20 protein-coding genes are annotated in these 23,180 nt (G+C 38.4%); 9 read left to right on the top strand and 11 right to left on the bottom strand.

Annotated elements, in window-relative coordinates; all coding sequences use genetic code 11:
- Positions 1-88: 88 nt before the first annotated feature.
- Positions 89-784 carry a LytR/AlgR family response regulator transcription factor gene (locus L1S31_RS07150; protein WP_236464439.1) on the top strand — a complete coding sequence of 232 codons (696 nt, stop codon included), beginning with the start codon at positions 89-91 and terminating at the stop codon, positions 782-784.
- Between the two features lie 6 nt (positions 785-790).
- On the opposite strand, the gene priA is transcribed toward L1S31_RS07150, so the two are convergent.
- From priA to nadC, 4 genes are read right to left on the bottom strand one after another with little or no spacing between them, the layout of a single operon-like run.
- On the bottom strand, positions 791-3,235 hold the full coding sequence (priA, locus tag L1S31_RS07145) for a replication restart helicase PriA (protein ID WP_236463999.1): 2,445 nt from the start codon (positions 3,233-3,235) through the stop codon (positions 791-793).
- 12 nt (positions 3,236-3,247) lie between these two features.
- Positions 3,248-3,670 carry a DUF2147 domain-containing protein gene (locus L1S31_RS07140; RefSeq protein WP_236463997.1) on the bottom strand — a complete coding sequence of 141 codons (423 nt, stop codon included), beginning with the start codon at positions 3,668-3,670 and terminating at the stop codon, positions 3,248-3,250.
- Complete coding sequence (locus tag L1S31_RS07135; RefSeq protein WP_236463995.1) at positions 3,667-4,614, bottom strand: YihY/virulence factor BrkB family protein; 948 nt, start codon at positions 4,612-4,614, stop codon at positions 3,667-3,669. The genes L1S31_RS07140 and L1S31_RS07135 overlap by 4 nt, the downstream gene beginning before the upstream one ends.
- Entirely contained in the window at positions 4,615-5,472 is an 858-nt protein-coding gene (gene nadC / locus L1S31_RS07130; RefSeq protein ID WP_236463993.1) for a carboxylating nicotinate-nucleotide diphosphorylase, read from the bottom strand.
- A gap of 98 nt (positions 5,473-5,570) precedes the next feature.
- Between nadC and L1S31_RS07125 the strand changes: the two genes are divergently transcribed.
- The 3 genes from L1S31_RS07125 to guaB all read left to right on the top strand — a co-directional run bounded on the left by L1S31_RS07125 (position 5,571) and on the right by guaB (position 9,043).
- Positions 5,571-6,593, top strand: coding sequence for a quinone-dependent dihydroorotate dehydrogenase (locus L1S31_RS07125; RefSeq protein WP_236463990.1), 1,023 nt, complete (start codon positions 5,571-5,573; stop codon positions 6,591-6,593).
- 26 nt (positions 6,594-6,619) lie between these two features.
- Positions 6,620-7,486 carry a hydroxymethylglutaryl-CoA lyase-like TIM-barrel protein gene (locus tag L1S31_RS07120; protein ID WP_236463988.1) on the top strand — a complete coding sequence of 289 codons (867 nt, stop codon included), beginning with the start codon at positions 6,620-6,622 and terminating at the stop codon, positions 7,484-7,486.
- A gap of 84 nt (positions 7,487-7,570) precedes the next feature.
- Positions 7,571-9,043: an IMP dehydrogenase gene (gene guaB / locus L1S31_RS07115; protein WP_236463986.1), complete on the top strand. Its 1,473-nt coding sequence runs from the start codon at positions 7,571-7,573 to the stop codon at positions 9,041-9,043.
- A 70-nt stretch (positions 9,044-9,113) separates the two neighbouring features.
- Here guaB and purB read toward each other — a convergent pair whose 3' ends face one another.
- Together purB and L1S31_RS07105 are read right to left on the bottom strand one after the other, a co-directional pair.
- Positions 9,114-10,457, bottom strand: a complete 1,344-nt coding sequence (purB, locus tag L1S31_RS07110) for an adenylosuccinate lyase (RefSeq protein WP_236463983.1) — start codon at positions 10,455-10,457, stop codon at positions 9,114-9,116.
- Positions 10,458-10,619: 162 nt separating this feature from the next.
- Positions 10,620-11,318 (bottom strand): SIR2 family NAD-dependent protein deacylase, encoded by a 699-nt coding sequence (locus L1S31_RS07105; protein WP_236463981.1) that lies wholly within the window; start codon positions 11,316-11,318, stop codon positions 10,620-10,622.
- 96 nt (positions 11,319-11,414) lie between these two features.
- Between L1S31_RS07105 and L1S31_RS07100 the strand changes: the two genes are divergently transcribed.
- Together L1S31_RS07100 and L1S31_RS07095 are read left to right on the top strand one after the other, a co-directional pair.
- Entirely contained in the window at positions 11,415-12,692 is a 1,278-nt protein-coding gene (locus tag L1S31_RS07100; RefSeq protein ID WP_236463979.1) for a hypothetical protein, read from the top strand.
- Positions 12,693-12,702: 10 nt separating this feature from the next.
- Positions 12,703-13,365 carry a TrmH family RNA methyltransferase gene (locus L1S31_RS07095; protein ID WP_236463977.1) on the top strand — a complete coding sequence of 221 codons (663 nt, stop codon included), beginning with the start codon at positions 12,703-12,705 and terminating at the stop codon, positions 13,363-13,365.
- On the opposite strand, the gene L1S31_RS07090 is transcribed toward L1S31_RS07095, so the two are convergent.
- The 5 genes from L1S31_RS07090 to L1S31_RS07070 all read right to left on the bottom strand — a co-directional run bounded on the left by L1S31_RS07090 (position 13,366) and on the right by L1S31_RS07070 (position 18,479).
- Positions 13,366-14,244 carry a YARHG domain-containing protein gene (locus L1S31_RS07090; protein ID WP_236463975.1) on the bottom strand — a complete coding sequence of 293 codons (879 nt, stop codon included), beginning with the start codon at positions 14,242-14,244 and terminating at the stop codon, positions 13,366-13,368. It abuts the gene before it with no gap.
- Positions 14,241-14,876 (bottom strand): DUF2306 domain-containing protein, encoded by a 636-nt coding sequence (locus tag L1S31_RS07085; RefSeq protein ID WP_236463973.1) that lies wholly within the window; start codon positions 14,874-14,876, stop codon positions 14,241-14,243. The genes L1S31_RS07090 and L1S31_RS07085 overlap by 4 nt, the downstream gene beginning before the upstream one ends.
- A 3-nt stretch (positions 14,877-14,879) precedes the next feature.
- Positions 14,880-15,650: a carboxypeptidase-like regulatory domain-containing protein gene (locus L1S31_RS07080; RefSeq protein ID WP_236463971.1), complete on the bottom strand. Its 771-nt coding sequence runs from the start codon at positions 15,648-15,650 to the stop codon at positions 14,880-14,882.
- A gap of 179 nt (positions 15,651-15,829) precedes the next feature.
- A complete protein-coding gene (locus L1S31_RS07075) occupies positions 15,830-17,767 on the bottom strand; it encodes a DEAD/DEAH box helicase (RefSeq protein WP_236463969.1) in 1,938 nt (645 codons plus the stop codon).
- Positions 17,768-17,909: 142 nt separating this feature from the next.
- Positions 17,910-18,479 carry a non-canonical purine NTP diphosphatase gene (locus L1S31_RS07070; RefSeq protein ID WP_236463967.1) on the bottom strand — a complete coding sequence of 190 codons (570 nt, stop codon included), beginning with the start codon at positions 18,477-18,479 and terminating at the stop codon, positions 17,910-17,912.
- A 144-nt stretch (positions 18,480-18,623) separates the two neighbouring features.
- On the opposite strand from L1S31_RS07070, the gene L1S31_RS07065 reads away from it, so the two are divergent.
- The 3 genes from L1S31_RS07065 to capB all read left to right on the top strand — a co-directional run bounded on the left by L1S31_RS07065 (position 18,624) and on the right by capB (position 23,130).
- Positions 18,624-21,005: a hybrid sensor histidine kinase/response regulator gene (locus L1S31_RS07065; protein ID WP_236463964.1), complete on the top strand. Its 2,382-nt coding sequence runs from the start codon at positions 18,624-18,626 to the stop codon at positions 21,003-21,005.
- Between the two features lie 162 nt (positions 21,006-21,167).
- The gene (locus L1S31_RS07060; protein ID WP_236464438.1) at positions 21,168-21,677 is read left to right on the top strand and encodes a response regulator; all 510 of its coding nucleotides are present in this window, start codon (positions 21,168-21,170) and stop codon (positions 21,675-21,677) included.
- Between the two features lie 193 nt (positions 21,678-21,870).
- Positions 21,871-23,130 carry a cysteate-C-fatty acyltransferase gene (gene capB / locus L1S31_RS07055; protein WP_236463962.1) on the top strand — a complete coding sequence of 420 codons (1,260 nt, stop codon included), beginning with the start codon at positions 21,871-21,873 and terminating at the stop codon, positions 23,128-23,130.
- Positions 23,131-23,180: the final 50 nt, after the last annotated feature.

The following is a 23,180-nucleotide window of genomic DNA, read 5'->3' as shown; positions in this document are numbered from 1 at the left end:
TTTAAAAGCAAAAATAATCGACGAAATGTTAGGTGGATTGAAAAAAAGTATATATTTTTACCGAACCAAATCTATAATTCAAAAAATTATGAAACTAAATTGTGTTGTTGTTGATGACAGTTCGATCCAAAGGATGATCATCGCAAAGTTAGTGAATAATCATCCAAACCTACACTTAGTGGGTGATTTTTCTAATGCAATTGAAGCAAAAAATTGCATGTCGGTCCATACTGTCGACTTAATCTTCCTTGATATTGAAATGCCAGTTATCAGTGGATTCGATTTTCTAGACGGTTTAAAAGTAAAACCTCAGATCATTTTTATCACGTCAAAAGCCGAATACGCTATGAAAGCGTTCGACTATGATGCAACGGATTACCTACAAAAACCGATTGCTCTAGACCGTTTTAATGCATCTGTTAGAAGAGCAATGGATTTCCATATGCTTAAAAAAGAAAACCAGGAAGAAGAAGGAGAACACATCTTCATTAAGAGTAACCTTAAGAAACTTAAAATCTATACCAATAAGATTAAGTGGATTGAAGCTTACGGAGATTATGTGAAAGTGGTTACAGAAGAAGATAGCAATCTTGTTCTTTCTACTATGAAATCTTTTGAGAATGATTTGTCAAAAGATAAATTTATCAGAGTTCACAAGTCTTACATTATTAATATAGACAAAGTAGAACGCTTCAATAGTAAGTTTGCTGAGATTGGAGTTACCAAAATTCCATTGAGCAGAAACAAAAAAGAGGATTTAATTAAAGCTTTAGCTATTGCGTAAATTTACTTAATAAAAATCAACGTTCACAGTCACCTTAATGGCTCTGTATTGTGAAACCAAATCAAAACTATTCAGTATTTTCTGGATAGTTTTTTTTGTGCCCTGCAACGACGCGTCTCCTGGAATCTTCACCATTATTGTCCTGATGTATTCATTCCTTATCCTGCCAATAGCGGGTTCTTCCGGGCCAAGCACAGGAATCGCCAGATTTTGCTGCAAAACCTGATACAGCCACATCGAACCTTCTTTCAGTTTCTCAAAATCGCGATGTTTCAAGGTTAATCGGATTACACGGTAAAATGGCGGGTAATAATAAATCTTGCGTTCGTAAAGCTGTTCCTTATACATTCCCTCATAATCATTATTGGTGACCTGTTGTATAATATTATGCAGTGGATTATAGGTTTGGATGATTACTTTTCCGCGTTTCTCTGCTCTTCCTGAACGTCCTGCAACCTGTGTCATCATCTGGAAACTTCTTTCAAAAGCCCTGAAATCGGGATGATACAGCATATTATCCGCATTCATAATCCCAACCAAAGATACATTGTCAAAATCCAAACCTTTGGCCAACATTTGGGTCCCAACCAAAACATCAATTTCTCTATTCTTGAATCCGTCTATGATTTTCTCAAAACTGTATTTGCCGCGGGTTGTATCCTGGTCCATGCGTTTGATGTTCTTTTTTGGAAACAATTCAGCAAGTTCCATTTCGATTTGTTCGGTTCCAAAGCCTTTGGTTTCCAAATCAACACTCGAGCAGACATGACAATTGGTTGGTTTGGCCATCGAATAACCACAATAATGGCAACGCAGCTGATTCTTATATTTATGATACGTCAGGCTAACATCGCATTGCGGGCATTGAGGCACATGGCCGCAAGTCATGCATTCCAAAACCGGCGAAAACCCACGACGGTTCTGGAAAAGAATCACCTGTTCTCCATTGGCAAAGGCTTCCGTAATCTCTTCAATCAATTTCAGGCTAAAATGTCCTTTCATTTTTTTCCTGAAATAACTGTCTTTCAAATCCACCAATTCAATTTCAGGCATTTGTACTTTTCCAAAACGCTCAGTTAACGATACCAAACCGAATTTTCCGGAAGAAGCATTATAATAAGTCTCAATGCTTGGTGTTGCCGAACCCAACAAAACCTTAGCCTGATGCGCATTTGCCAGAACAATTGCAGCATCACGGGCATGATATCTTGGCGCGGGATCCTGCTGCTTAAATGTTTGTTCATGTTCTTCATCCACAATGATTAAACCCAAATTGGAAAAGGGTAAAAATAAGGCCGACCTCGCTCCTATTACAATCTGCGCGGCTTCTGAATTTTGGTTGACATTGTTCCAAACTTCAACTCTTTCATTATTGGAATATTTCGAATGGAAAACAGCAACCTTATTCCCGAAATGCGCCGTAAGCCTCGAAACCAGTTGTGTTGTCAATGCAATTTCCGGCAAAAGATATAAAACCTGTTTACCTTTGGCAATGTAATCTTCTATGAGTTTGGTATAAATTTCAGTTTTCCCACTCGAAGTTACTCCGTGTAAAAGCGTGACTTCTTTGTCTTCAAAAGTTTTTTTAATTTCAACAAATGCTTCATTTTGCGCATCACTTAAGGACAACTCATTTTCAATTTTATTTTTATCAAAATTGACCCGGTCTTCCTGGATAAAATATTCCTCAAAAATCCCTTTTTCAATCAATCCCTTCACCACAGCTGCAGAACTTAGCTCAGTAATTTGCTTTACCGATATTGGCTTTTTGTCCGTTGCCTGAAGCTGGAAATACTGAAGGACAACATTTTTCTGTTTATCAGAACGCAGCGAATCCAAAAGTGCAATCAGCTTTTCTTCCGCCAAATAATTTTCGTGTAATCGAATATAGCGGATAAGTTTTGGTTTATATTCTTCCTGAATTTCTTCCTGAAGTGAAATGATATTTTTGCTAAGTAGTTTTTGAATAACAGGCAAAACCGTTTTCTTGTTCAGGATATCAACAATGTCCTGGACCTTCAATGAAGACTGATGCTGCAACGCTTCATAGATTAAAAACTCATCATTTGCAAGTTCGTTTTCATCAACAAAAGAATCTTTATTTTGGGAAATGATGGTTTCGCTTTCCAACAGCAAAGCCGAAGGCAGCGCACCGCGATATACATCGCCAATGTTGCACATATAATAAGAAGCGATCCAAAACCAATGATTAATCTGGAGTTCGTTTACAATGGGTTTCTCATCAAGTATCTGATCGATTTCCCTGGCTTCGTAAAGTGTTGGCGGCGTTTGATGCAAATCGATAACAAGCGCTGTGTAGATTTTGCTTTTTCCAAAAGGAACAGCAATCCGCATTCCTTTTTTAATAAAATCAAATTCTGATTCAGAAACCCTGTAAGTAAAAGTTTTAGGGAGAGAAAGCGGAACAATAACTTCAATGAAATAATTCATTTATAAGGGTAGTTATTTTTGTCTAATCCAGGTTTGTGACCGTCCAAAAAGTGAAATTCCGATATAACCCCGAACGATAAGTTTGTCTTTTCCTTCAAGGGTGATTTTGCAATGGTAGCTCTTCCCGTTTTTAGGATCAATGATTTTTCCACCTTCATACACATCATCATTTCTTTTCAATCCTTTAATAATATTCATTCCCAAAATTGGCCTGTTACGGTCTTCACCTTCACATTTTTCGCATCTAAGATGCTTTTTATCTGCTTCAAAAATTTCAATGATTTTGCCGTATACTTTGCCTTTGTACTCATAAATCTCAACAATTCCTTTTTCCTTTCCGGTCAAATCGTCTATGGTTTTCCATTTTCCAAAAATGGATTGACCGAAGCTGATTTGGAAAAATAAAATAAGAAAAAATGCTGTTGTTATCCTCATTGCGAATCTAATTCTTTTTGTTTTTCACGTTTGATAAAGTGTATCGAGGCATTCAAATCGAAGCCAATAAGTAACACCATTGAATTTATCCAAATATAAAACATTACAATCAATAACGTACCTATTGAACCATAAAGCTCGTTGTATTTTGAAAATTTAACAACCCAAATCCCAAAAAAATAGGATGAGATTATGATTAAAAGTGTTGTAACCACTGAGCCTATTGAAACCAGGCTCCTCTTTTTTTCGTGTTTGACACCATACCTGAAAAGAATCGAAGTTGCCGTCAGGATCATTAGGATAACAAAAGCATACCTTCCCATTTCGATTAGTGGAATGTTATCCGACAAGACATCCTGGATTTTTGTTTTCTGGATAAAAACCTCAAAGATTACAATGGCTGCTACGGTAATCAACAATAAAAAAGACAACACTATCGACAACGCCAAGGCAACAACGTACTGCCTGAAAAATTTTCTTTTCAGCGAAACATGGATGTGATGCGAGCTTTCAAATCCACCCAAAACAGCATTTACACCATTGGTCATCAGGAAAATTGCCATCACAAAACCCGTTGAAAGCAAACCACTGTGACTGTTGTGCAGGATGTCATTAATGATTTTATAAATAGCATCATAAGTCGTTGGAGGTACACTTTGTTGCACAAATCCCAGGAAATCATCCTGGAATCCGGGTATCGGAATGTATGGGATAAGGTTCAGTATAAAAAGCGCAAACGGAAACAAAGCCATGAAAAAGCTAAACGCAATTGCTGTAGCACGATACGTTATCTCGCCCTGGAAAATTCCGGTAAAATAAAAATCCAGCATTTCATACAACGACATTCCGTGAAGCCAGGGAAGCTTTATTTTATTTAGGAAAAACACCAGCTGTTTGATAACAGGCAGCTTTAAAAATTTGTTTTCTGTAGTTGCAGCTGACATTTAAAAAGCTTTTAAACTTAAATCCATATTATAAACAGAATGTGTCAAAGCCCCGGAAGAGATATAATCGACACCGCATTCCGCGTATTGACGAATGGTTTTTTCATTAATATTCCCCGATGATTCGGTCAAACATTTATCACCAATCAACGCTACTGCCTTACGTGTGTCCTCAAAATTAAAATTGTCAATCAGTATTCGGTAAACACCTTCGTTTTGAAGGATTTCCTTAATTTCATCCAAATTCCTTGCTTCTACAATAATCTTTAAATCCAGGTTATTGAATTTCAGAAACTCTTTCGTTTTATTAATAGCGTTGGTAATTCCTCCGGCAAAATCGTTGTGGTTGTCCTTCAGCATCACCATATCATACAAAGCAAACCGATGGTTTTCACCGCCACCAATCTTAACGGCCCATTTTTCACAGGCACGAAAACCAGGAGTTGTTTTGCGCGTATCCAAAATCTTGGTCTTTGTCCCTTCCAACAGCTTGACATACGCATTAGTCTTGGTTGCAATGGCAGACATTCGCTGCATCGAATTCAACATCAGGCGTTCTGCTTTCAAGATAGACTGCGAATTTCCCGAAACATGAAAAACAATATCGCCGTGTTTTACTTCAGCTCCGTCGTTTATAAACGTTTCCATTTCCAAAGTAGGATCAACATTCTGGAAAACCATTTTTGCAAATGCGACACCAGCTATAATCCCGGTATCTTTCACTAAAAGCCTTGCTCTTCCCTTTGCGGCATTTGGGATACAGGCCAGAGAGCTATAATCGCCCGGGCCAATATCCTCTCGGATTCCGTTTTGAATAATGAGTTGGAGTTCTTTTTGAAACTGTTCTTGTGAAATCATTTGAAAACTATTGTTTGGCTAAAATAGTATTTAATTTAATGATTTAAAAAAGAAAATTGATTTTGAATTTCTATTTTTGCAGTACAACAACACTACACATGTACAAACTACTCATTCGTCCCATTTTATTTTGGTTTGACCCCGAAGAAGTGCACTACTTCTCCTTTAGTTTTATTCGTTTTATTTCAAAAATCCCCTTTGTCCCAGTTATTTTACAATCGATTTACGAAGTAAAGGACACTCGGTTGGAACGCGAGGTTTTTGGGTTGAAATTCAGCAATCCTGTTGGGCTTGCCGCAGGATTTGATAAGGATGCCAAATGCTATCAGGAGCTTTCCAATTTTGGTTTCGGATTTATTGAAATTGGAACGCTTACGCCAAAGCCTCAGGATGGAAATCCTAAAAAAAGATTATTCCGACTAAAACCGGACAGTGCCATTATCAACCGAATGGGTTTTAACAATGGCGGAGTTGATGCAGCTGTTTTGAGATTGAAAAAAAATAATGGAGTTTTAATTGGCGGCAACATTGGAAAGAACAAAGTCACACCAAATGAAGAGGCAACTTCTGACTATCTTATTTGCTTTGAAACCTTGTTTGATTATGTCGATTATTTTGTGGTAAATGTCAGTTCACCGAACACGCCAAACCTTCGTGAGCTTCAGGAAAAAGAGCCGTTAACCAACTTGCTGCAGCTTTTACAGGATAAAAATCTGGCCAAGCCAAAACAAAAGCCAATCCTTTTAAAAATTGCTCCAGACTTGACAGACGAACAATTATTGGATATCATCGATATTGTAAACCAAACCAAAATTGCCGGTGTCATTGCCACCAATACGACCATCTCAAGAGAAGGTTTGCAATCGGAAAACAAAACGGAAACTGGTGGATTATCCGGAAAACCGTTGACCAAACGTTCGACAGAAGTGATTCGTTTTCTTTCGGAGAAAAGTAATAAAGCGTTCCCTATCATTGGCGTGGGCGGAATCCATTCGGCTGATGATGCCTTGGAAAAACTCGAAGCCGGAGCAAGTTTGGTGCAGTTATACACCGGATTTATTTACGAAGGTCCAAAACTGGTTGCTGATATCAACAAGGCAATTCTGAAAAAATCTTCCTAACTTAGCCACTTTCCAACAATAAAACTTTGAACCCAAAAATTAAAATCATAGAATGTCCACGCGATGCCATGCAGGGTATCAAAGACTTCATTCCCACTTTTAAGAAGGTCGATTACATTCAATCGCTGCTTAGGGTTGGGTTTGATACTATTGATTTTGGAAGCTTTGTTTCGCCAAAGGCAATCCCGCAAATGCAGGACACAGCTGAAGTTTTGGCGCATTTGGATTTATCACAGACACAAAGTAAATTACTGGCAATCATTGCCAATACGCAAGGCGCGCAAATTGCTTCGCGGCATAAGGAAATCCAGTATTTAGGTTTTCCGTTTTCAATTTCCGAAAACTTCCAGATGCGGAATACACACAAGACTATTGCCGAAAGTTTAATCACGCTTCAGGAAATCCTAAACATTGCCGATGCTTCGAATAAGGAAGTAGTAACCTATATTTCTATGGGATTTGGAAATCCGTATGGAGATCCATGGAATGTTGAAATTGTTGGCGAATGGACCGAAAGGCTTGCCAAAATGGGAGTGAAAATCCTTTCTTTGTCTGATACTGTTGGAAGTTCAACTCCGGATGTAATCACCTATTTGTTTTCGAATCTGATTCCGAAATACCCGAACATCGAATTTGGCGCACATTTACATACAACTCCGGATAAATGGCACGAAAAAGTGGATGCAGCTTATAAAGCGGGTTGTGTTCGTTTTGATGGTGCGATTCAGGGTTTTGGTGGCTGCCCAATGGCAAAAGATGATTTAACCGGCAATATGCCAACCGAAAAACTCCTCTCCTATTTCACAACTCAAAAAGCGGATACCAATACCAGTCCAATGAGTTTTGAGAGTTCCTATAACGAAGCCACAAAAATTTTCACGGCATATCATTAAAAGTTAAAAACTTTGTAAATGATTCTTTTTAAGTCGTAGTTTTGACTTATATTTGCATGCAATTTAACTACAACTACAAATTGCATGAAAGCACACACTACTAAAATCGTTGGAGAAGGTTTAACCTACGACGATGTTCTGCTCATCCCAAATTATTCCGAAGTTTTACCGCGCGAAGTCAGCATTCAATCGAAGTTTTCGAGGAATATTACTTTGAATGTCCCTATTGTTTCCGCAGCAATGGACACCGTTACTGAAAGCTCGATGGCAATTGCCATGGCACAGGAAGGCGGAATTGGGGTACTTCACAAAAACATGACCATTGAACAACAGGCAGCTAAAGTCAGAAAAGTAAAACGTGCCGAAGCCGGAATGATTATCGATCCGGTTACGTTGCCACTAACTGCCACTGTTGGCGATGCCAAAATGGCGATGAAGGAATACGGCATTGGCGGAATTCCTGTTGTTGATGAAAACGGCACCTTAAAAGGAATTGCAACCAATAGGGATTTGCGTTTCGAAAAAATAAATTCACGTTCGATATTGGAAGTAATGACTTCCGAAAACCTAGTAACTGCTGCCGAAGGAACTACTTTGCAGGAAGCTGAAGGAATTTTGCAAAAAAATAAAATTGAAAAACTTCCTGTAGTCGATGATAATTTTAAACTTATCGGATTGATTACTTTTAGGGACATTACAAAACTTACCCAAAAACCAATTGCCAATAAGGATAAATTTGGGCGTCTTCGCGTTGCCGCGGCTTTGGGAGTTACCTCCGATGCTTTGGAAAGAGCTACAGCTTTAGTAAACGCAGGTGTTGATGCTGTTATTATTGATACGGCTCACGGACACACACAAGGCGTTGTTACTGTTTTGAAAGAAGTAAAATCTAAATTCCCTGATTTGGATGTTGTAGTTGGAAATATTGCCACTGCAGAAGCTGCACTTTATTTGGTTCAAAACGGAGCTGATGCTGTAAAAGTCGGAATTGGCCCAGGTTCAATTTGTACAACCCGTGTTGTTGCCGGAGTTGGATTTCCTCAGTTTTCAGCAGTCCTTGAAGTTGCAGCAGCTTTAAAAGGAAGCGGCGTTCCGGTAATTGCAGATGGCGGGATTCGTTATACGGGTGACATTCCAAAAGCGATTGCCGCTGGTGCTGATTCGGTAATGCTTGGTTCATTATTAGCAGGTACTAAAGAATCTCCAGGCGAAACTATAATCTTTGAAGGAAGGAAATTCAAATCCTATCGCGGAATGGGTTCCGTTGAAGCTATGCAGGAAGGTTCTAAAGACCGTTATTTCCAGGATGTTGAAGACGATATCAAGAAACTGGTTCCGGAAGGAATTGTGGGCCGCGTACCTTACAAAGGGGAACTCAACGAAAGCATGCAGCAGTTTGTAGGCGGACTACGCGCCGGAATGGGATATTGTGGAGCCAAAGACATTCCTACGCTTCAGGAAAATGGACGCTTCGTTAGGATTACAGCAAGCGGAATCGGCGAAAGCCATCCACACAACGTAACCATTACCAAGGAAGCTCCGAATTATTCGAGATAAATCAATTTCATATTATAAAAAAAGGCATAAGTCAACCGCTTATGCCTTTCTTATTTTATATGGATTGGAATTAAATTCCGGTATAATTTCCAGGCGTAATCTGCATCAATTCATCCTTAATAGCCTGTGAAACTTCCAATGTTGCTATGAAATTGTGAATCGCTTCCTTATCGATAACCGAATTGGTCCTTGTTAAACCTTTCAAAGCTTCATACGGATTTGGATACGCTTCACGTCGCAGGATAGTCTGGATTGCCTCTGCTACAACTGCCCAGTTTTTTTCTAAGTCTTCTGCGAATTTTGATTCGTTCAACAATAATTTATTCAATCCTTTTAAGGTTGCATCAAAAGCGATTAGGGTATGCCCAATTGGAACTCCAATGTTTCTTAAAACCGTGCTGTCTGTCAAATCGCGCTGTAATCTTGATATTGGCAATTTTGCCGAAAGATGCTCAAATATCGCATTGGCAATGCCCAGATTTCCTTCGGAGTTTTCAAAATCGATTGGATTGACTTTATGCGGCATTGCCGATGATCCAATTTCTCCAGCTTTGATTTTCTGTTTGAAATAATCCATCGAAACATACGTCCAGATATCGCGGTCCAAATCGATGATGATGTTATTGATTCTTTTCAATGCGTCGAAAAATGCTGCAAAATGGTCGTAATGTTCAATCTGTGTAGTTGGGAATGAATGCTGCAAACCGAGCGTTTCTTCCACGAAAGTGGTACCAAACTGCTTCCAATCGGTATTAGGATACGCTACTTTATGCGCATTGTAATTCCCTGTTGCACCACCAAATTTAGCCGCAAACGGAATGTTGAACAACAAACGCATCTGCTCTTCCAAACGTTCCACAAAAACCAGAATCTCTTTCCCTAAACGCGTTGGCGATGCAGGCTGTCCGTGGGTTCTGGCCAACATTGGAACATCGTTCCACTCCATCGCAAGTTCCTTTAATTTGGCAATTAGACCAATTAAGGATTTAAGGTAAACATCCTGGAAAGCCTCTTTTGCCGATAATGGAATCGCTGTATTGTTGATGTCCTGTGATGTCAAACCAAAATGGATAAACTCTTTGTATTGCGACAATCCCAAACCTTCAAATTTTTCCTTAATGAAATATTCCACTGCTTTCACATCGTGGTTGGTGGTCAATTCAGTGTCTTTGATCCAAAGTGCATCTTCGGTTGTGAAGTTTTTATAGAGACTGCGCAGGCTTTCAAAAACCTTGGAATCAATTCCCTTTAGCTGCGGCAAATCGGCTTCACACAAAGCAATAAAGTACTCAACTTCTACCAGGACACGGTATTTTATCAAGGCTTCTTCTGAGAAATAATTCGAAAGTGATTTGGTTTTGCTCCTGTATCTTCCGTCAATTGGAGAAACAGCGTTTAGTGAGGTTAGTGACATGTTGTGTTGTTGTTTTGTATGGCAAAAATAAGGATTAGTTATAAGTTATGGGTAATGAGTAATGAGTTTTTTAGGAGCAGGACGTTAGTTTTTCTTATTAAAATCCCACCCGCTTTCTGCGCTACACGGTAGCGCTGCCAATCGGGGCTAGCGGGAACGTTTTTATTTTCTAATCGAAAATAATTTTTCCCTTAAAAAAGGAACACCTTCAGTAGCATTCATCGGTATGACTTCTAGAGGATTCTGTAGTTTGCCGATGCTTGCCGGTTTTGGGTCAATGTAGAAAACGGGTGCAATCGGATGGGCATAATGCATCAAACCGGCCGCAGGATATACCTGAAGCGATGTGCCAATTACCGCAACATAGTCGGCTTGCTCTGTGATATTTACTGCTTCTTCCAAAGCCGGAACCATTTCGCCAAACCAAACAATATGCGGACGCAATTGACAACCTTCGGCATCAACATCTCCGAGTTTCAAATCGGTTTCCCAATCCAAAATATATTTCGCCGGATTACGGTCACTCCTCACCTTGAGCAATTCGCCATGAAGATGCAGAACTTTTGTGCTTCCTGCCTTTTCATGAAGATTGTCAACATTTTGGGTAATGATATGAACGTCAAAATCATTTTCCAATTCGGCCAAAACAAGATGTCCTCGGTTAGGCTTCACTTCATGCAATTGCTTACGTCGCTGATTGTAAAAATCCAATACCAATTCTTTGTTTCTAAGCCAGCCATCATACGACGCCACTTCCATAACATCATGGCCTTCCCAAAGCCCATCAGCATCGCGGAAAGTCTTGATGCCGCTTTCGGCACTTATTCCGGCTCCGGTCAAAACAACTAGTTTCTTTTTCATTTTTTGTATTTGTTTTAAAACTACACTATTTTATTATTTTTACAAACTCGAGCCGCAGGCGAACGGTATGGAGCGAAGCAAAATAAAACAATTTTTATGGAGTATATCAAAAAAATAACCCTTCGGTTTTTCTTTATTTATTTTTTGTGGACTATAGCTCCCTGGCTTTGGCTAAACTTTATTCCGGGCGTGAGTTATGTAACCGATTATTATGTCAAGGCTATGGAATGGATTGTCTTTTTATTTAATGATTGGTTTCTTCATATAAAAGAAAAACTGAACACCCAAGGTTTTGGAAGTGGCGATACATCTTATTATTGGGCTGAATTTTATACCATCATCATAATTTCATTATTAACTGCCATTATTTGGACAATGGTTGACAAAAAAGAGAAAGAATCAAAGAGATCTGAATACCTGCTTCATAATTTTATAAGGTATTATATAATTTATGTGGCATTAAATTATGGAATCATAAAACTTTTCGGTTTGCAGATGCCTTTTCCAAGCCTAAGCCAGCTGGCAACACCCTTGGGTGATTTCCTTCCGATGCGTTTGAGTTGGATGTTTATTGGATATTCCCAGCCTTATGAATTCTTTTCGGGTATGGCTGAAGTCACTGTAGCTTTGTTACTTCTTTACAGAAGGACTATACCACTTGGGCTGATTGTTGGCTTCGGGGTATTTGTCAATGTATTTGCAATGAATATGTGTTATGACATACCTGTGAAGCTATATTCAATGCAAATAGTCATTTGCTGTCTATTCCTAATTGTCATTGACGGCAAAAGGTACCTGAATTTCTTTGTACTCAACAAACCAACCGTAACAACAGCAGGATACAATTACCGTTTTACAAAAAAATGGCAGAAGATTGGACGTGTGGTTTTAAAAACTACTTTTATCCTACTTATTGTTGGGTGGAATATTTACGACTGCATCAACTGGTATGGGGAAACGCATACGCTTGAAAACAATGTTATTCCACAAGGAGTTTACAATATCAAAACGTTCAAAAAGAATAACCAGCTTACAGCAATTGATGTTACAGATAGTTTGGTGTGGAAGGATTTTATATTTGATAAAAATAAATCGGGAAGTATTAAAACCTGTGACACTACTTTTCTTAACCAATACGGAAGAGCTTATTTCATTTACGAAACCGACAAAACCAAACAACTGATTGATTTTAAGGAAGGCCGTTCTGACACCAAAGGTTTATTCCAAATGAAATATAGACTCATCGATAAAAATACGCTTCAGCTGGAAGGAGTTTTCAAAAAGGACACCTTATTTTATGAACTCATCCGAAATGAAAAACAATTCCCATTAGCTGAAAGGCAGTTCCATTGGATATCAGAAGCTAACAGATAAAAGCAACACTATGATTGATTTAGATTACCTCGCCTATCTCGAAGGATTTTTAACCGAAAACCGCAAGGAACGTTTTGAAGCCGTATTGGCCAACAGGACCAACCATTTTACCATTGCAGTAGAAGATGTCTATCAGTTTCATAATACCAGCGCGGTGATGCGCAGCTGTGAGGTTTTTGGCATTCAGGAAATCAATATTGTGGAGCAGCGTTTCGGCAAAAACATAGACAAGGAAATTGCTATGGGCGCACAGAAATGGGTTGATATCAATAAGTTTGAAAACATCTCCAATTGCATCCAAACCCTTAAAGACAAAGGATATCAAATCATTGCCACCACACCTCACAATGATTCCTGTTTGCTGCATGAATTTGATGTAACGAAAAAAAGTGCGTTGTTTTTTGGTACCGAAAAGGAAGGACTTTCAGAAGAAGTAATGAGCCAGGCTGACGGTTATTTAAAAATCCCCATGGTTGGATTTACCGAGAGTCTGAATATTTCAGTTTCCGCGGCGATTATCATTCAAGACATCACCACACGCCTGCGCCAATCGAATGTCAATTGGCAGCTTTCAGAAGAAGAATTGCTTGAAAAAAGATTGCTTTGGGCAAAGAATACAATTAAGGATATCAGACGCATTGAACAGCGTTATTATTCAGAAAGGGAAAAGTAATTACCTTCCAAAACTATCGTAGTTGTCTTCGGCATATTTCTGAAAACGGTTTAACAACACTATGTTTTTCTGCTCTACAGGAGTTAATTTCCCCGACATGTCATCAGTTATCGGAATATACCAGTCTACAGGATCAAAGAACTGACGGAAGCTTTTCTTCTTAAAAGTATAGCCGTGACGTGCAAAAATCGTATTCCTGATAATTTCGAGTTCCAGTTTCTTTAGGTTCTTTACATCATTTTCGGTCAATAGTTTAGTTGAAGCATTTAGTTTTGTAATCACATTCGAAGCTACCCTGTACATTTCGGAATAGTCCATATCCTTTGAACCGTCTTCATTTTCATATTCCGCACTATCAATCCTTACACTGTACCAGTCGACATATTCTCCTTCCTCTGGAAGCATCAGTTTCGGATTGTATTTAAAAGGTTGTTTGGTTAGTTTGAATTCCCTTTCCCAAACGGCTGCTTTTTTATTATTGACAAACCATTTACCGATAATCGTATCGCTAAGGACAATAAATTCAAATCTTCCGTCATTTCTGTTATCGCCTGGTTCCTTTAACACAAAGCTTACTCCTCCGTTTTTTGTTTTCAAATCACCTATTAGTGGCCTCGAATTTCCGGCAACTATGCTTTGCCCGAAAATTTTATTCCCTTCAATTTTCTTGATAACCAGATTGAGTTTATTGGAGTAAACATAATCATCGCCTTTTGCAGTACTGTCTGATGCTGTGACTTTAAAGTCACCTACCCAATTTCCATAAAAATCAGCATAAATGTCTTTTTCAACACCTGTTTCAGCAAGTTTTGGCTTCTCTTCTTTTTTACAACAGACAAAAGCTATTGCCAATACTAATAAAAATATCGTTTTTCTCATTTGATTTTCTGTTTATAAATGAAATACTCAATAAGCAACAAATTCGGAATCCAGCCGAGCCATGCTATGATTTGGTAAACATCCATAGGCGACGGATGAAACAAATATACGAGAATGACTTTCCATAACCGCAAAGTAATGGCAGAAAATGCTAAGGCAAAACTTCTGAGCATAAACGCTTTATGTTTGTTTATCTGGCGTTTCTTTATTTCCAGAAATGCCTTTAACGTAAAATAAAACCAAAGGATTGATAAGGTTACAAAGGATACTTTGGCGTAAAATCCGCCATTGGCAAACAAGCCGATAAAAAATCCTGAAGGTGCTGCAAGCAACAGGACTACCAGAACATAGAGCTTTCCAACATTTTTGTGAATGCGTGTTTTACGTTTTAAAATCCGGTCATTGAATTGGGTGAATCCTGCAAATAAGGTAAAAATTGCCGAACAGACGTGGACATAAAAAATGAAAAGATAGGGCGAAATGGTATTGACTTCAGTCTGTTTGATCTGAAGAAACGCAGCATCGGAATCAAAGGAAACATACTTCAGCGTGATGTTGAGCATCAGAATAAAAAACCATGCAAAACAGATTTGCCAAAGGATGGTTTTATATTCTCTGAAGAAGGAATTCAAAGCTTACTTTTTCTTGAGCACTTTATACTGCTCGTAGCATTCACTAATGGCATCCATAATCTGCAAATCGTTTGCTGTTCTGATAAACTCTTCCGAATAACTGCAGCGCGTTAGGATTTCGGCGATTTCCTTTTTGTCTACACCAAGCAATACGCCTAGCGTTTCCCGGTCAAACTTGGATTCCAATAAATGCCGGACGGTGTCATCCTGCTTCATTTTCTTGAGTTTCCGGAGTTCATTGGTTTTGCTGCCAAAGAAATTATAGAGCATGTCCGCGGGATTGAAAATCGAACCCAACACCCTTGAGAATGCACCCGGAGAACTGCTTCCTGTTTCATATCCCTGAGATAATCCTGAAATGCTATAGCGGTAATTGTTATCCTTATCCGGAATCAGTTTGGAATCAATTTCAAGATAACCTGTCAAATCGTATTTTTTGACAATGACTTCTTCCAGTGCAATTGCCTTTTCGGTCAGCTGTAATTTGGCAGTTCCGTTTTTAAGCCAGTCATTAGTTACCCTGACACGTAACGATTGGTAACCCAGCAACGAAATATGTAGCGTGTCGTTAACACTGACTTCCAATTCGAAAAACCCTTTAAAATCAGTAACTACGCCTTTTACCTTATTAAGGTTGATTACGTTTGCATTCGCAATCGGTAAAAGGGTATTATCGTTGACGATAGTTCCGGAAACTTTTTGGGCTGTTGGATTATCTTGTGCTGCTACGCTAAGGGAAAACAGAAATAAAAAGTAAAATATTAAATATCTCATGGTTGCTTTTGATGGTTTAAAAGTATGAAACTCTTTTAAGATATTTCGTTGTTTGCTTTGAGAATTAGAACAAAATTAACAAATTGGGATATACACCTCAAAAAACTCCGTTTTTACCTCAAATGTTGAGTAAAAACGGAGTTGTGGATTTCCCTTTTCAGGGTATAAGATGTAAGCTTTTAGCTTTTTCTCGGCCTTCTGCTTTTTGCCGCTTCGAACGAACGACCAGCTGGCCTGTCATTGTTACCTTCTGAACGCCTTGGTGCTCTTTCTTCTCTTTGGAATGAACCAGGAGCTCTTTTTGGAGCGCTGTCACTTCTGAAACCGCCTTCTCTTCTTGGTCGGTCAGAACGTTCACCTCTTGGGCTGTCGTTTCTGTCGCTTCTGAATCCGCCTTCTTTTTTTGGTCCGAAGCTTCCGCCACCAGAATTTCTTCCTCCAAATCCGCCTGAACTTCTGCGCTCACCGCCACCACTTCTTCCGTTGTGATCACGTCTGTCACGGCTTCCGCCTTCGTTTTTAGAGATTTCAACGTTGATTCTTCTTCCGTTAAGGTCAAATCCGTTAAGGATTGACATTACTTTATCAGTGTGTTCGCCATCAGTATTAAAGAAAGAGAAACCTTCCTTAACATCAACCTTGAACACATCGTCACGACCTAAATCTAGAGTTTCTTTCAAGAAATCCTTCAACTGCATCCAGTCAAAATCATCACGTGCACCAATGTTCACGAAATAACGAACAGGATCTCCGGCTCTGATTTCTCTTGGTTCCGACGAACTTCTCTCTGATTTTTCTCCCGATAAATCGCGTTTCTTTTTGTAGTAAGCGATGAATCGGTTGAATTCTACAGAAACCATTTTTTTGATTAATTCCTCTTTAGACAATCCGTCAAGTACTTCGTTGATAGCCGGTAAATAGTTGTCTATTTCGTGGTCAACTTCAGTATCCTTGATTTTGTTTGCTAAGTGCAATAACTGGATTTCACAGATTTCGATTCCACTTGGAATGGTTTTCTCTTCAAATTTTTGTTTGATGATTCTTTCGATAGCCGAAATTTTACGCAATTCACTTTTGGTGATGATTACGATAGAAGTTCCTAATTTCCCGGCACGTCCGGTTCTTCCTGAACGGTGGTTGTAGGTTTCGATTTCGTCCGGCAATTGATAGTTTACTACGTGGGTGATGTTATCAACGTCGATTCCACGTGCCGCAACGTCTGTCGCAACAAGCATCTGAATCTGTCTTCCTCTAAAGGCTTTCATTACACCATCACGTTGCGCCTGAGATAAATCTCCATGCAAAGCTGCAGCGTTGTATCCATCTTCGATTAACTTTTCAGCAACCGCTTGTGTATCACGTTTTGTTCTACAGAAAACTACCGAGAAAATATCCGGATTAGCATCTGCCAATCTTTTCAAAGCTTCGTAACGATCACGGGCATTCACACAGTAAAATTCGTGTGAAACCGTAGCCGAACCTGAGTTCTTGTGCCCAACGGTAATTTCTACCGGTTCAGCCATGAATTTCTTAGCAATACGCGCTACTTCCGCAGGCATGGTTGCTGAGAATAACCAAGTTTTTTTCTCGTCTGGAGTGTCTGATAATATCGAAACGATATCTTCATAAAATCCCATGTTCAACATCTCATCTGCTTCATCAAGAATACAGTAATTGATATTTTTAATGTTTACAAGTCCACGATTAATCATGTCCTGCATTCTTCCTGGAGTCGCCACAATAACCTGTGCTCCTCTTTTTACCTCACGGGCCTGTTCTGTAATGCTTGCACCACCATAAACTGCCACTGTATGTAAACCTTTTACATATTTTGAGTATTGTTTAATTTCGTTGGTGATTTGTAAGCAAAGCTCACGAGTTGGCGATAAAATAAGCGCCTGTGTGCTTCTGTCTTCAGCATCAATTTTTTGAATCAGTGGAAAACCGAAAGCTGCCGTTTTCCCTGTACCTGTTTGTGCTAAAGCTACTAAGTCTGTTTCTTGTTCCAATAAAATCGGAATAGCCTTTTCCTGCACTTCTGACGGATTCTCAAATCCTAGATCCTTGATCGCCAGCAGTAACGACTCATTCAGACCTAATTGTTCAAATTTATTCATATTGTATTTTAAATTGGGTGCAAAGGTAGTCTTTAAATACCATATACCCTAATTTAAAATTAACTGATAATCAATAAATTAAACATTTTAACGATTTATTCACAATCAAAAGATGTTTAGCAGAGCTTTTGTTGCGGATTTTTTATTTCAAAAAGGCAACTAATTGTTTAACAGCCAAACCACGATGGCTGATTTGAGATTTTTCGTCTATTGGTAATTCCGCAAAGGTTTTATCATATCCATCGGCAACAAAAATTGGATCATAACCAAAGCCATTGGTTCCTATTTTCTCTGTAATGATTTTCCCTTCGATGATTCCTGTAAACAAAATCTGTGTATCGTTGAGGTTTAAGGCAATTACGGTTTTGAATTGGGCTGAACGATTTGATTTGCCCTTTAGGTTTTCCAACAATTTATCCATATTGTCATTGGCATCCTTTTGTTCGCCCGCATAGCGTGCAGAATAAACTCCGGGTTCACCATTTAGTGCCGCTACTTCCAAACCGGTATCATCTGCAAAGCAATTGTAGCCAAACTTCTGCGTAACATAATCAGCTTTAAGGATTGCATTGCCTTCAATGGTGTCAGCAGTTTCAGGAATATCTTCAAAACATCCAATGTCTTCCAGGCTCAAAACCTTAATGGATTCAGGCAGCAATAGTTGGACTTCTTTGATTTTGTTTTGATTATTTGAAGCAAAGACGAGTTGCATTTTGATGGTTGTATTTGATGAGATTGCAAAGATGGAAAGAATATCAATAGCTCGTTGTTTTCAAAATATTTTTAACATTTTTTTATTTTTAAGAATTGTTTAATGCATAACCTTTCTATATTCGTAGAAATACCACAACCCTCTATGAAAATACCAACTACTTCTTTGAATTGGAAGAGCCTGCTTTACCTCTTTAGCATTTTGATTATTTCATCACAACATATTACAGCCCAAGTGTTTTTGCAAAAAGCCAAACCGGGAGAGGCACTGTCAATTTATTCTAAGGTTGAGTATGTCGATGTAGGCAAAGTGGAAGTTTCATTAGACCAGATTAGAAATATCAAGGGTTTCCAGTTTGCTCCTATGAAAAAGGAGAATATGGATTTTGGTTTCACAAATCACAATATTTGGTTTCGTTTTCAGTTAAAGAACGCCAGCGATGAAGAGGTAAATTATTTTTTTGAAACCGCGAGGCCTATTACAGATGTGGCCGAATTGTATATCATAAAGGCCGACGATATGATTACGAAGTACATTAGCGGTGATGCGATTCCTTTTGATCAGAGAAGTTTCAGGTTACGGAAAACAATATTCAAAATCAATCTGTTACCAAACGAGTCACAGCAATTCTATCTTCATGTAAAAAGTGATGGAGAACAGCTTTCAATGCCAATGATACTGCATTCTCCCGAGAGTTTACTCGAGCAAAGTTCCTTTGAGCAGTTCATTTTTGGGTTTTTCTACGGCATACTTCTTATTGCGGCAATCCTATACCTGTTCTTTTTCTTTGCCATGCGCGATAAAACGTTTTTCTTTTATAGCATGTATGTGGTTTTTATTGGCTTGCTTCAATTTTCAATCGATGGTTATTTCTATAAATTTGTCACGCCACAATCGGGTTGGTTCTCAATGCATGCGGTCATCATTTTTGCCTGTTTTGCGAGTTTCTTCCTGGGTTGTTATGCTCAGGTATATTTAAAGATAAAGCAGTACAACGTTTTTATAAACAATGCTTTTTATGTGGTATACGCAATAGATTTACTGCTGTTAATCTCGCTATTCCTTATTCAGGACCATGCCTACTCCTATCCTATCGCCAATGGCCTTGGATTGATATTGCTGTTGCTGATTATTACTTCTCAATTCATCATTTTCATCCGTACCAGAAAGATTGACCGTTTTTTCGCAACTGGTATTTTCTTCCTTATTGCGGGTTTTGTGATTTTTATCCTGAAGAACTTCGGAGTTCTTCCTCTTACCTTTTTAACAGAAAATGGTTCTAAATTTGGTACCGGAATGGAAGTGATATTCCTGTCTCTTTCGATGGCAAACTTGATCCGGAACCTAAAAGATGAACGAGAAGAACTGCAAACCATTGCCCTTCAGAAATCGGAAGAAATGAACGAACTGAAATCGTATTTCCTTTCGAATATAAGCCATGAATTACGCACACCTTTGAATGCCATTTTAAATACAGCCAAATCTATGGCAAATGATTCTAATGACGAACAAATACAAAATGGCAGCCAAATCATAAAATATTCGACTTATAGCTTGCTAAGTTCCGTCAATGACATACTGGATTTCTCTAAAATAGAACGAAATGAAATCAAACTCGAAATAAGTGATTTCGATCTGGTAAAAACTGTTGAACATATTGCCAATAACTTCTCCCGCGAAGCAAAAGATAAAGGTTTGGAATTTGCTTTTATAAAAAGTGAAGAATTACCTCAAATAGTAAAAGGTGATGTAGTCCGGCTTAGCCAAATCCTTCACAACATATTGAGCAATGCCCTTAAATTTACCCAGGAAGGATTTGTAAAATTCAAATTGGATTATAAAAATATCAAAGGCAATAAAGCGCTGATTACTTTTACTGTAAGTGATACCGGAGTTGGAATTTCGAAAGAAAAAATGAACAGCATCTTTGATTCCTTTTCACAGGAAGGCATTAACAACAAGCGGAAATTTGGAGGCCTTGGCCTTGGACTTTACATTGTTAAACATTTGGTAAACCTACAGGAAGGCAAGATTAAAGTCGATAGCACTCCGGGCTTAGGGACAGTCTGCACTATCGATTTGACTTATGAGAATGTTGAGATCAAAACCGAAGTGAAAACAGCAGCAACTGGATTGGAATACGATTTAAATGGTAAAGCGATATTGGTTGTCGAAGACAATGCAATGAATCAGATGGTAATTAAAATGATTACCAAAAAATGGCTGAATACCACTGTTGATTTTGCCAATAATGGCCAGGAAGGTGTTCAGAAACTGATGGAGAAAAATTATGACATCATCTTAATGGATCTGCAAATGCCGATTATGGATGGTTATGAAGCTACCATAGCCATTCGCAACGGCGAAGCCGGCGAAGACAAGAAATCGATTCCGATTGTTGCGCTAACAGCGGATGTCATGGAAACTACCAAAACCAGGGTAATCGAAATTGGCATGAACAAGTATCTGTCGAAACCCGTTGATAAGGATACTCTTTTTGAAATCATAAAAATGCTGGTTAGTTGATCTGTAGCGTTATTCTTAAAGAAAGCGATTTCGGTGAATTCCGAAAATCATTCATCCGATAAACAATGGCATTCATCGATTAGTTAAATATTACTGCAACTCTAAAATCAAATTGAGCATCTGTAACTATAATTTCGCATCAACAAATACTTAACCAACGTGATGCAAATAACACAGACTATTGTAAATAGGGACTTCCCTTCCTATTTGTCACTAATCTACCAATCTGCCAATACCTGTTTTCAGCAGAGTTTTTTCAAGAAGAAACCGATACAGGCTGATTATGATTTAAAAGGAAATTCCATTTTAGTGATTGACAACAATTTGACTAATCCTATAATCATAAAAATGATTACCAAAAAATGGATGAATGTGAATGTGGATTTTGCGTCCAATGGAAAAGAAGGTTTGAAAAAGTTATCCAGGAATGCTTATGATATAATCCTGATGGATTTGGAAATGCCCGTTATGGATGGATACGAAACGACAATGGCAATTAGGAGAGGAAAAGCATATGAAAACTATAAGAGCATACCAATTATTGACTTATCTACAGATATATCAAAGAGCACAAATGAGCGTGTATTGGAAATAGGCATAAACAAACATTTGGCTAAACCCGTAAATGAAAAAATGCTGTTTGAATGTATCAGTTCTTTAGTGAATGCCTAAGATTTTTGAAGTTGTTTAGTTTTTGAATATTTAGAGTGTTGGGATTAGGTTGTGCTATGTTTATTGACGAGTAGGTTGTTAAAGTTAGCAATAGTACCTCCTATTCCCTAATCTCTAATTAAAATTCAAAATTGTCATTAGGACTAAACTAAATTTATAATTACTTTTGCCACGACTAAAACACAAAGTGATTATGGTAAAAGATTTATTCGAAAGAATACAAAACAATAAAGGTCCATTAGGAAAATGGGCATCTCAAGCCGAAGGATATTATGTATTTCCGAAATTGGAAGGCGAACTTGGTCCAAGAATGCAATTCCACGGAAAAGAAATTTTAAACTGGTCAATCAATGATTATTTAGGTTTAGCCAATCATCCTGAAGTACGCCAGGCTGATACGGATGCTGCTGCGCAATATGGTGCTGCATACCCAATGGGAGCACGTATGATGAGTGGTCACACCGATATTCATGAGCAGCTGGAAAGAGAATTGGCTGCTTTTGTTATGAAAGAATCAGCATATTTATTAAACTTTGGTTATCAGGGAATGGTTTCTGCCATTGATGCGTTAGTGACTAAAAATGATATTATTGTTTACGATGTCGATTCACATGCCTGTATCATCGATGGTGTGCGCCTTCACATGGGAAAACGTTTTACCTATAAACATAATGATTTGGAAAGCATGGAGAAAAATCTTCAGCGTGCTTCTAAAATGGCTGAAGAAACCGGAGGTGGAATCCTATTCATCACTGAAGGTGTTTTCGGAATGCGTGGCCAACAAGGAAAACTGAAAGAAATTGTGGAAATGAAAAAGAAATACAATTTCCGTCTTTTGGTTGATGATGCCCACGGATTTGGAACCTTAGGTAAAACTGGTGCCGGTGCTGGAGAAGAACAAGGCTGCCAGGATGGAATTGATATTTACTTTGGAACATTCGCTAAATCTATGGCCAGCATAGGAGGCTTTTTAGCTGCAGATAAAGACATTATAGATTATTTGAAATATAACCTGCGTTCACAAATGTTTGCTAAATCTTTACCAATGATCCAGACTGTTGGTGCTTTGAAAAGACTGCAATTGTTAAGAGACAATCCGAGTTTGAAAGACAAGCTTTGGGAAAATGTAAACGCTTTGCAAAACGGATTAAAAGCCCACGGATTCAACATTGGCGATACCAATACCTGTGTAACTCCTGTGTATCTTGAAGGTTCTATTCCTGAAGCAATGGTTATGGTAAATGATTTACGTGAAAATTATCATATTTTCTTGTCGATTGTGGTTTATCCTGTAATTCCAAAAGGGATTATTTTGTTGAGAATGATTCCTACAGCATCGCATACTTTAACCGACATTGAAGAAACCTTGACCGCATTTGATGCTATACGAGAAAAATTGACAAACGGAACTTACGCTAAATTAGCTGAAGCCAACGTTGAAGATATGGCTTAATCAGCTGTAATTATAAAATAAAAAAGGCGTCCCGATGGACGCCTTTTTTT

The organism is Flavobacterium wongokense, from assembly GCF_021608265.1.
Lineage (GTDB): Bacteria > Bacteroidota > Bacteroidia > Flavobacteriales > Flavobacteriaceae > Flavobacterium > Flavobacterium wongokense.
The sequence above is the reverse complement of the archived record's forward strand: the minus strand, read 5'-3'. Positions and strand labels throughout refer to the sequence as shown.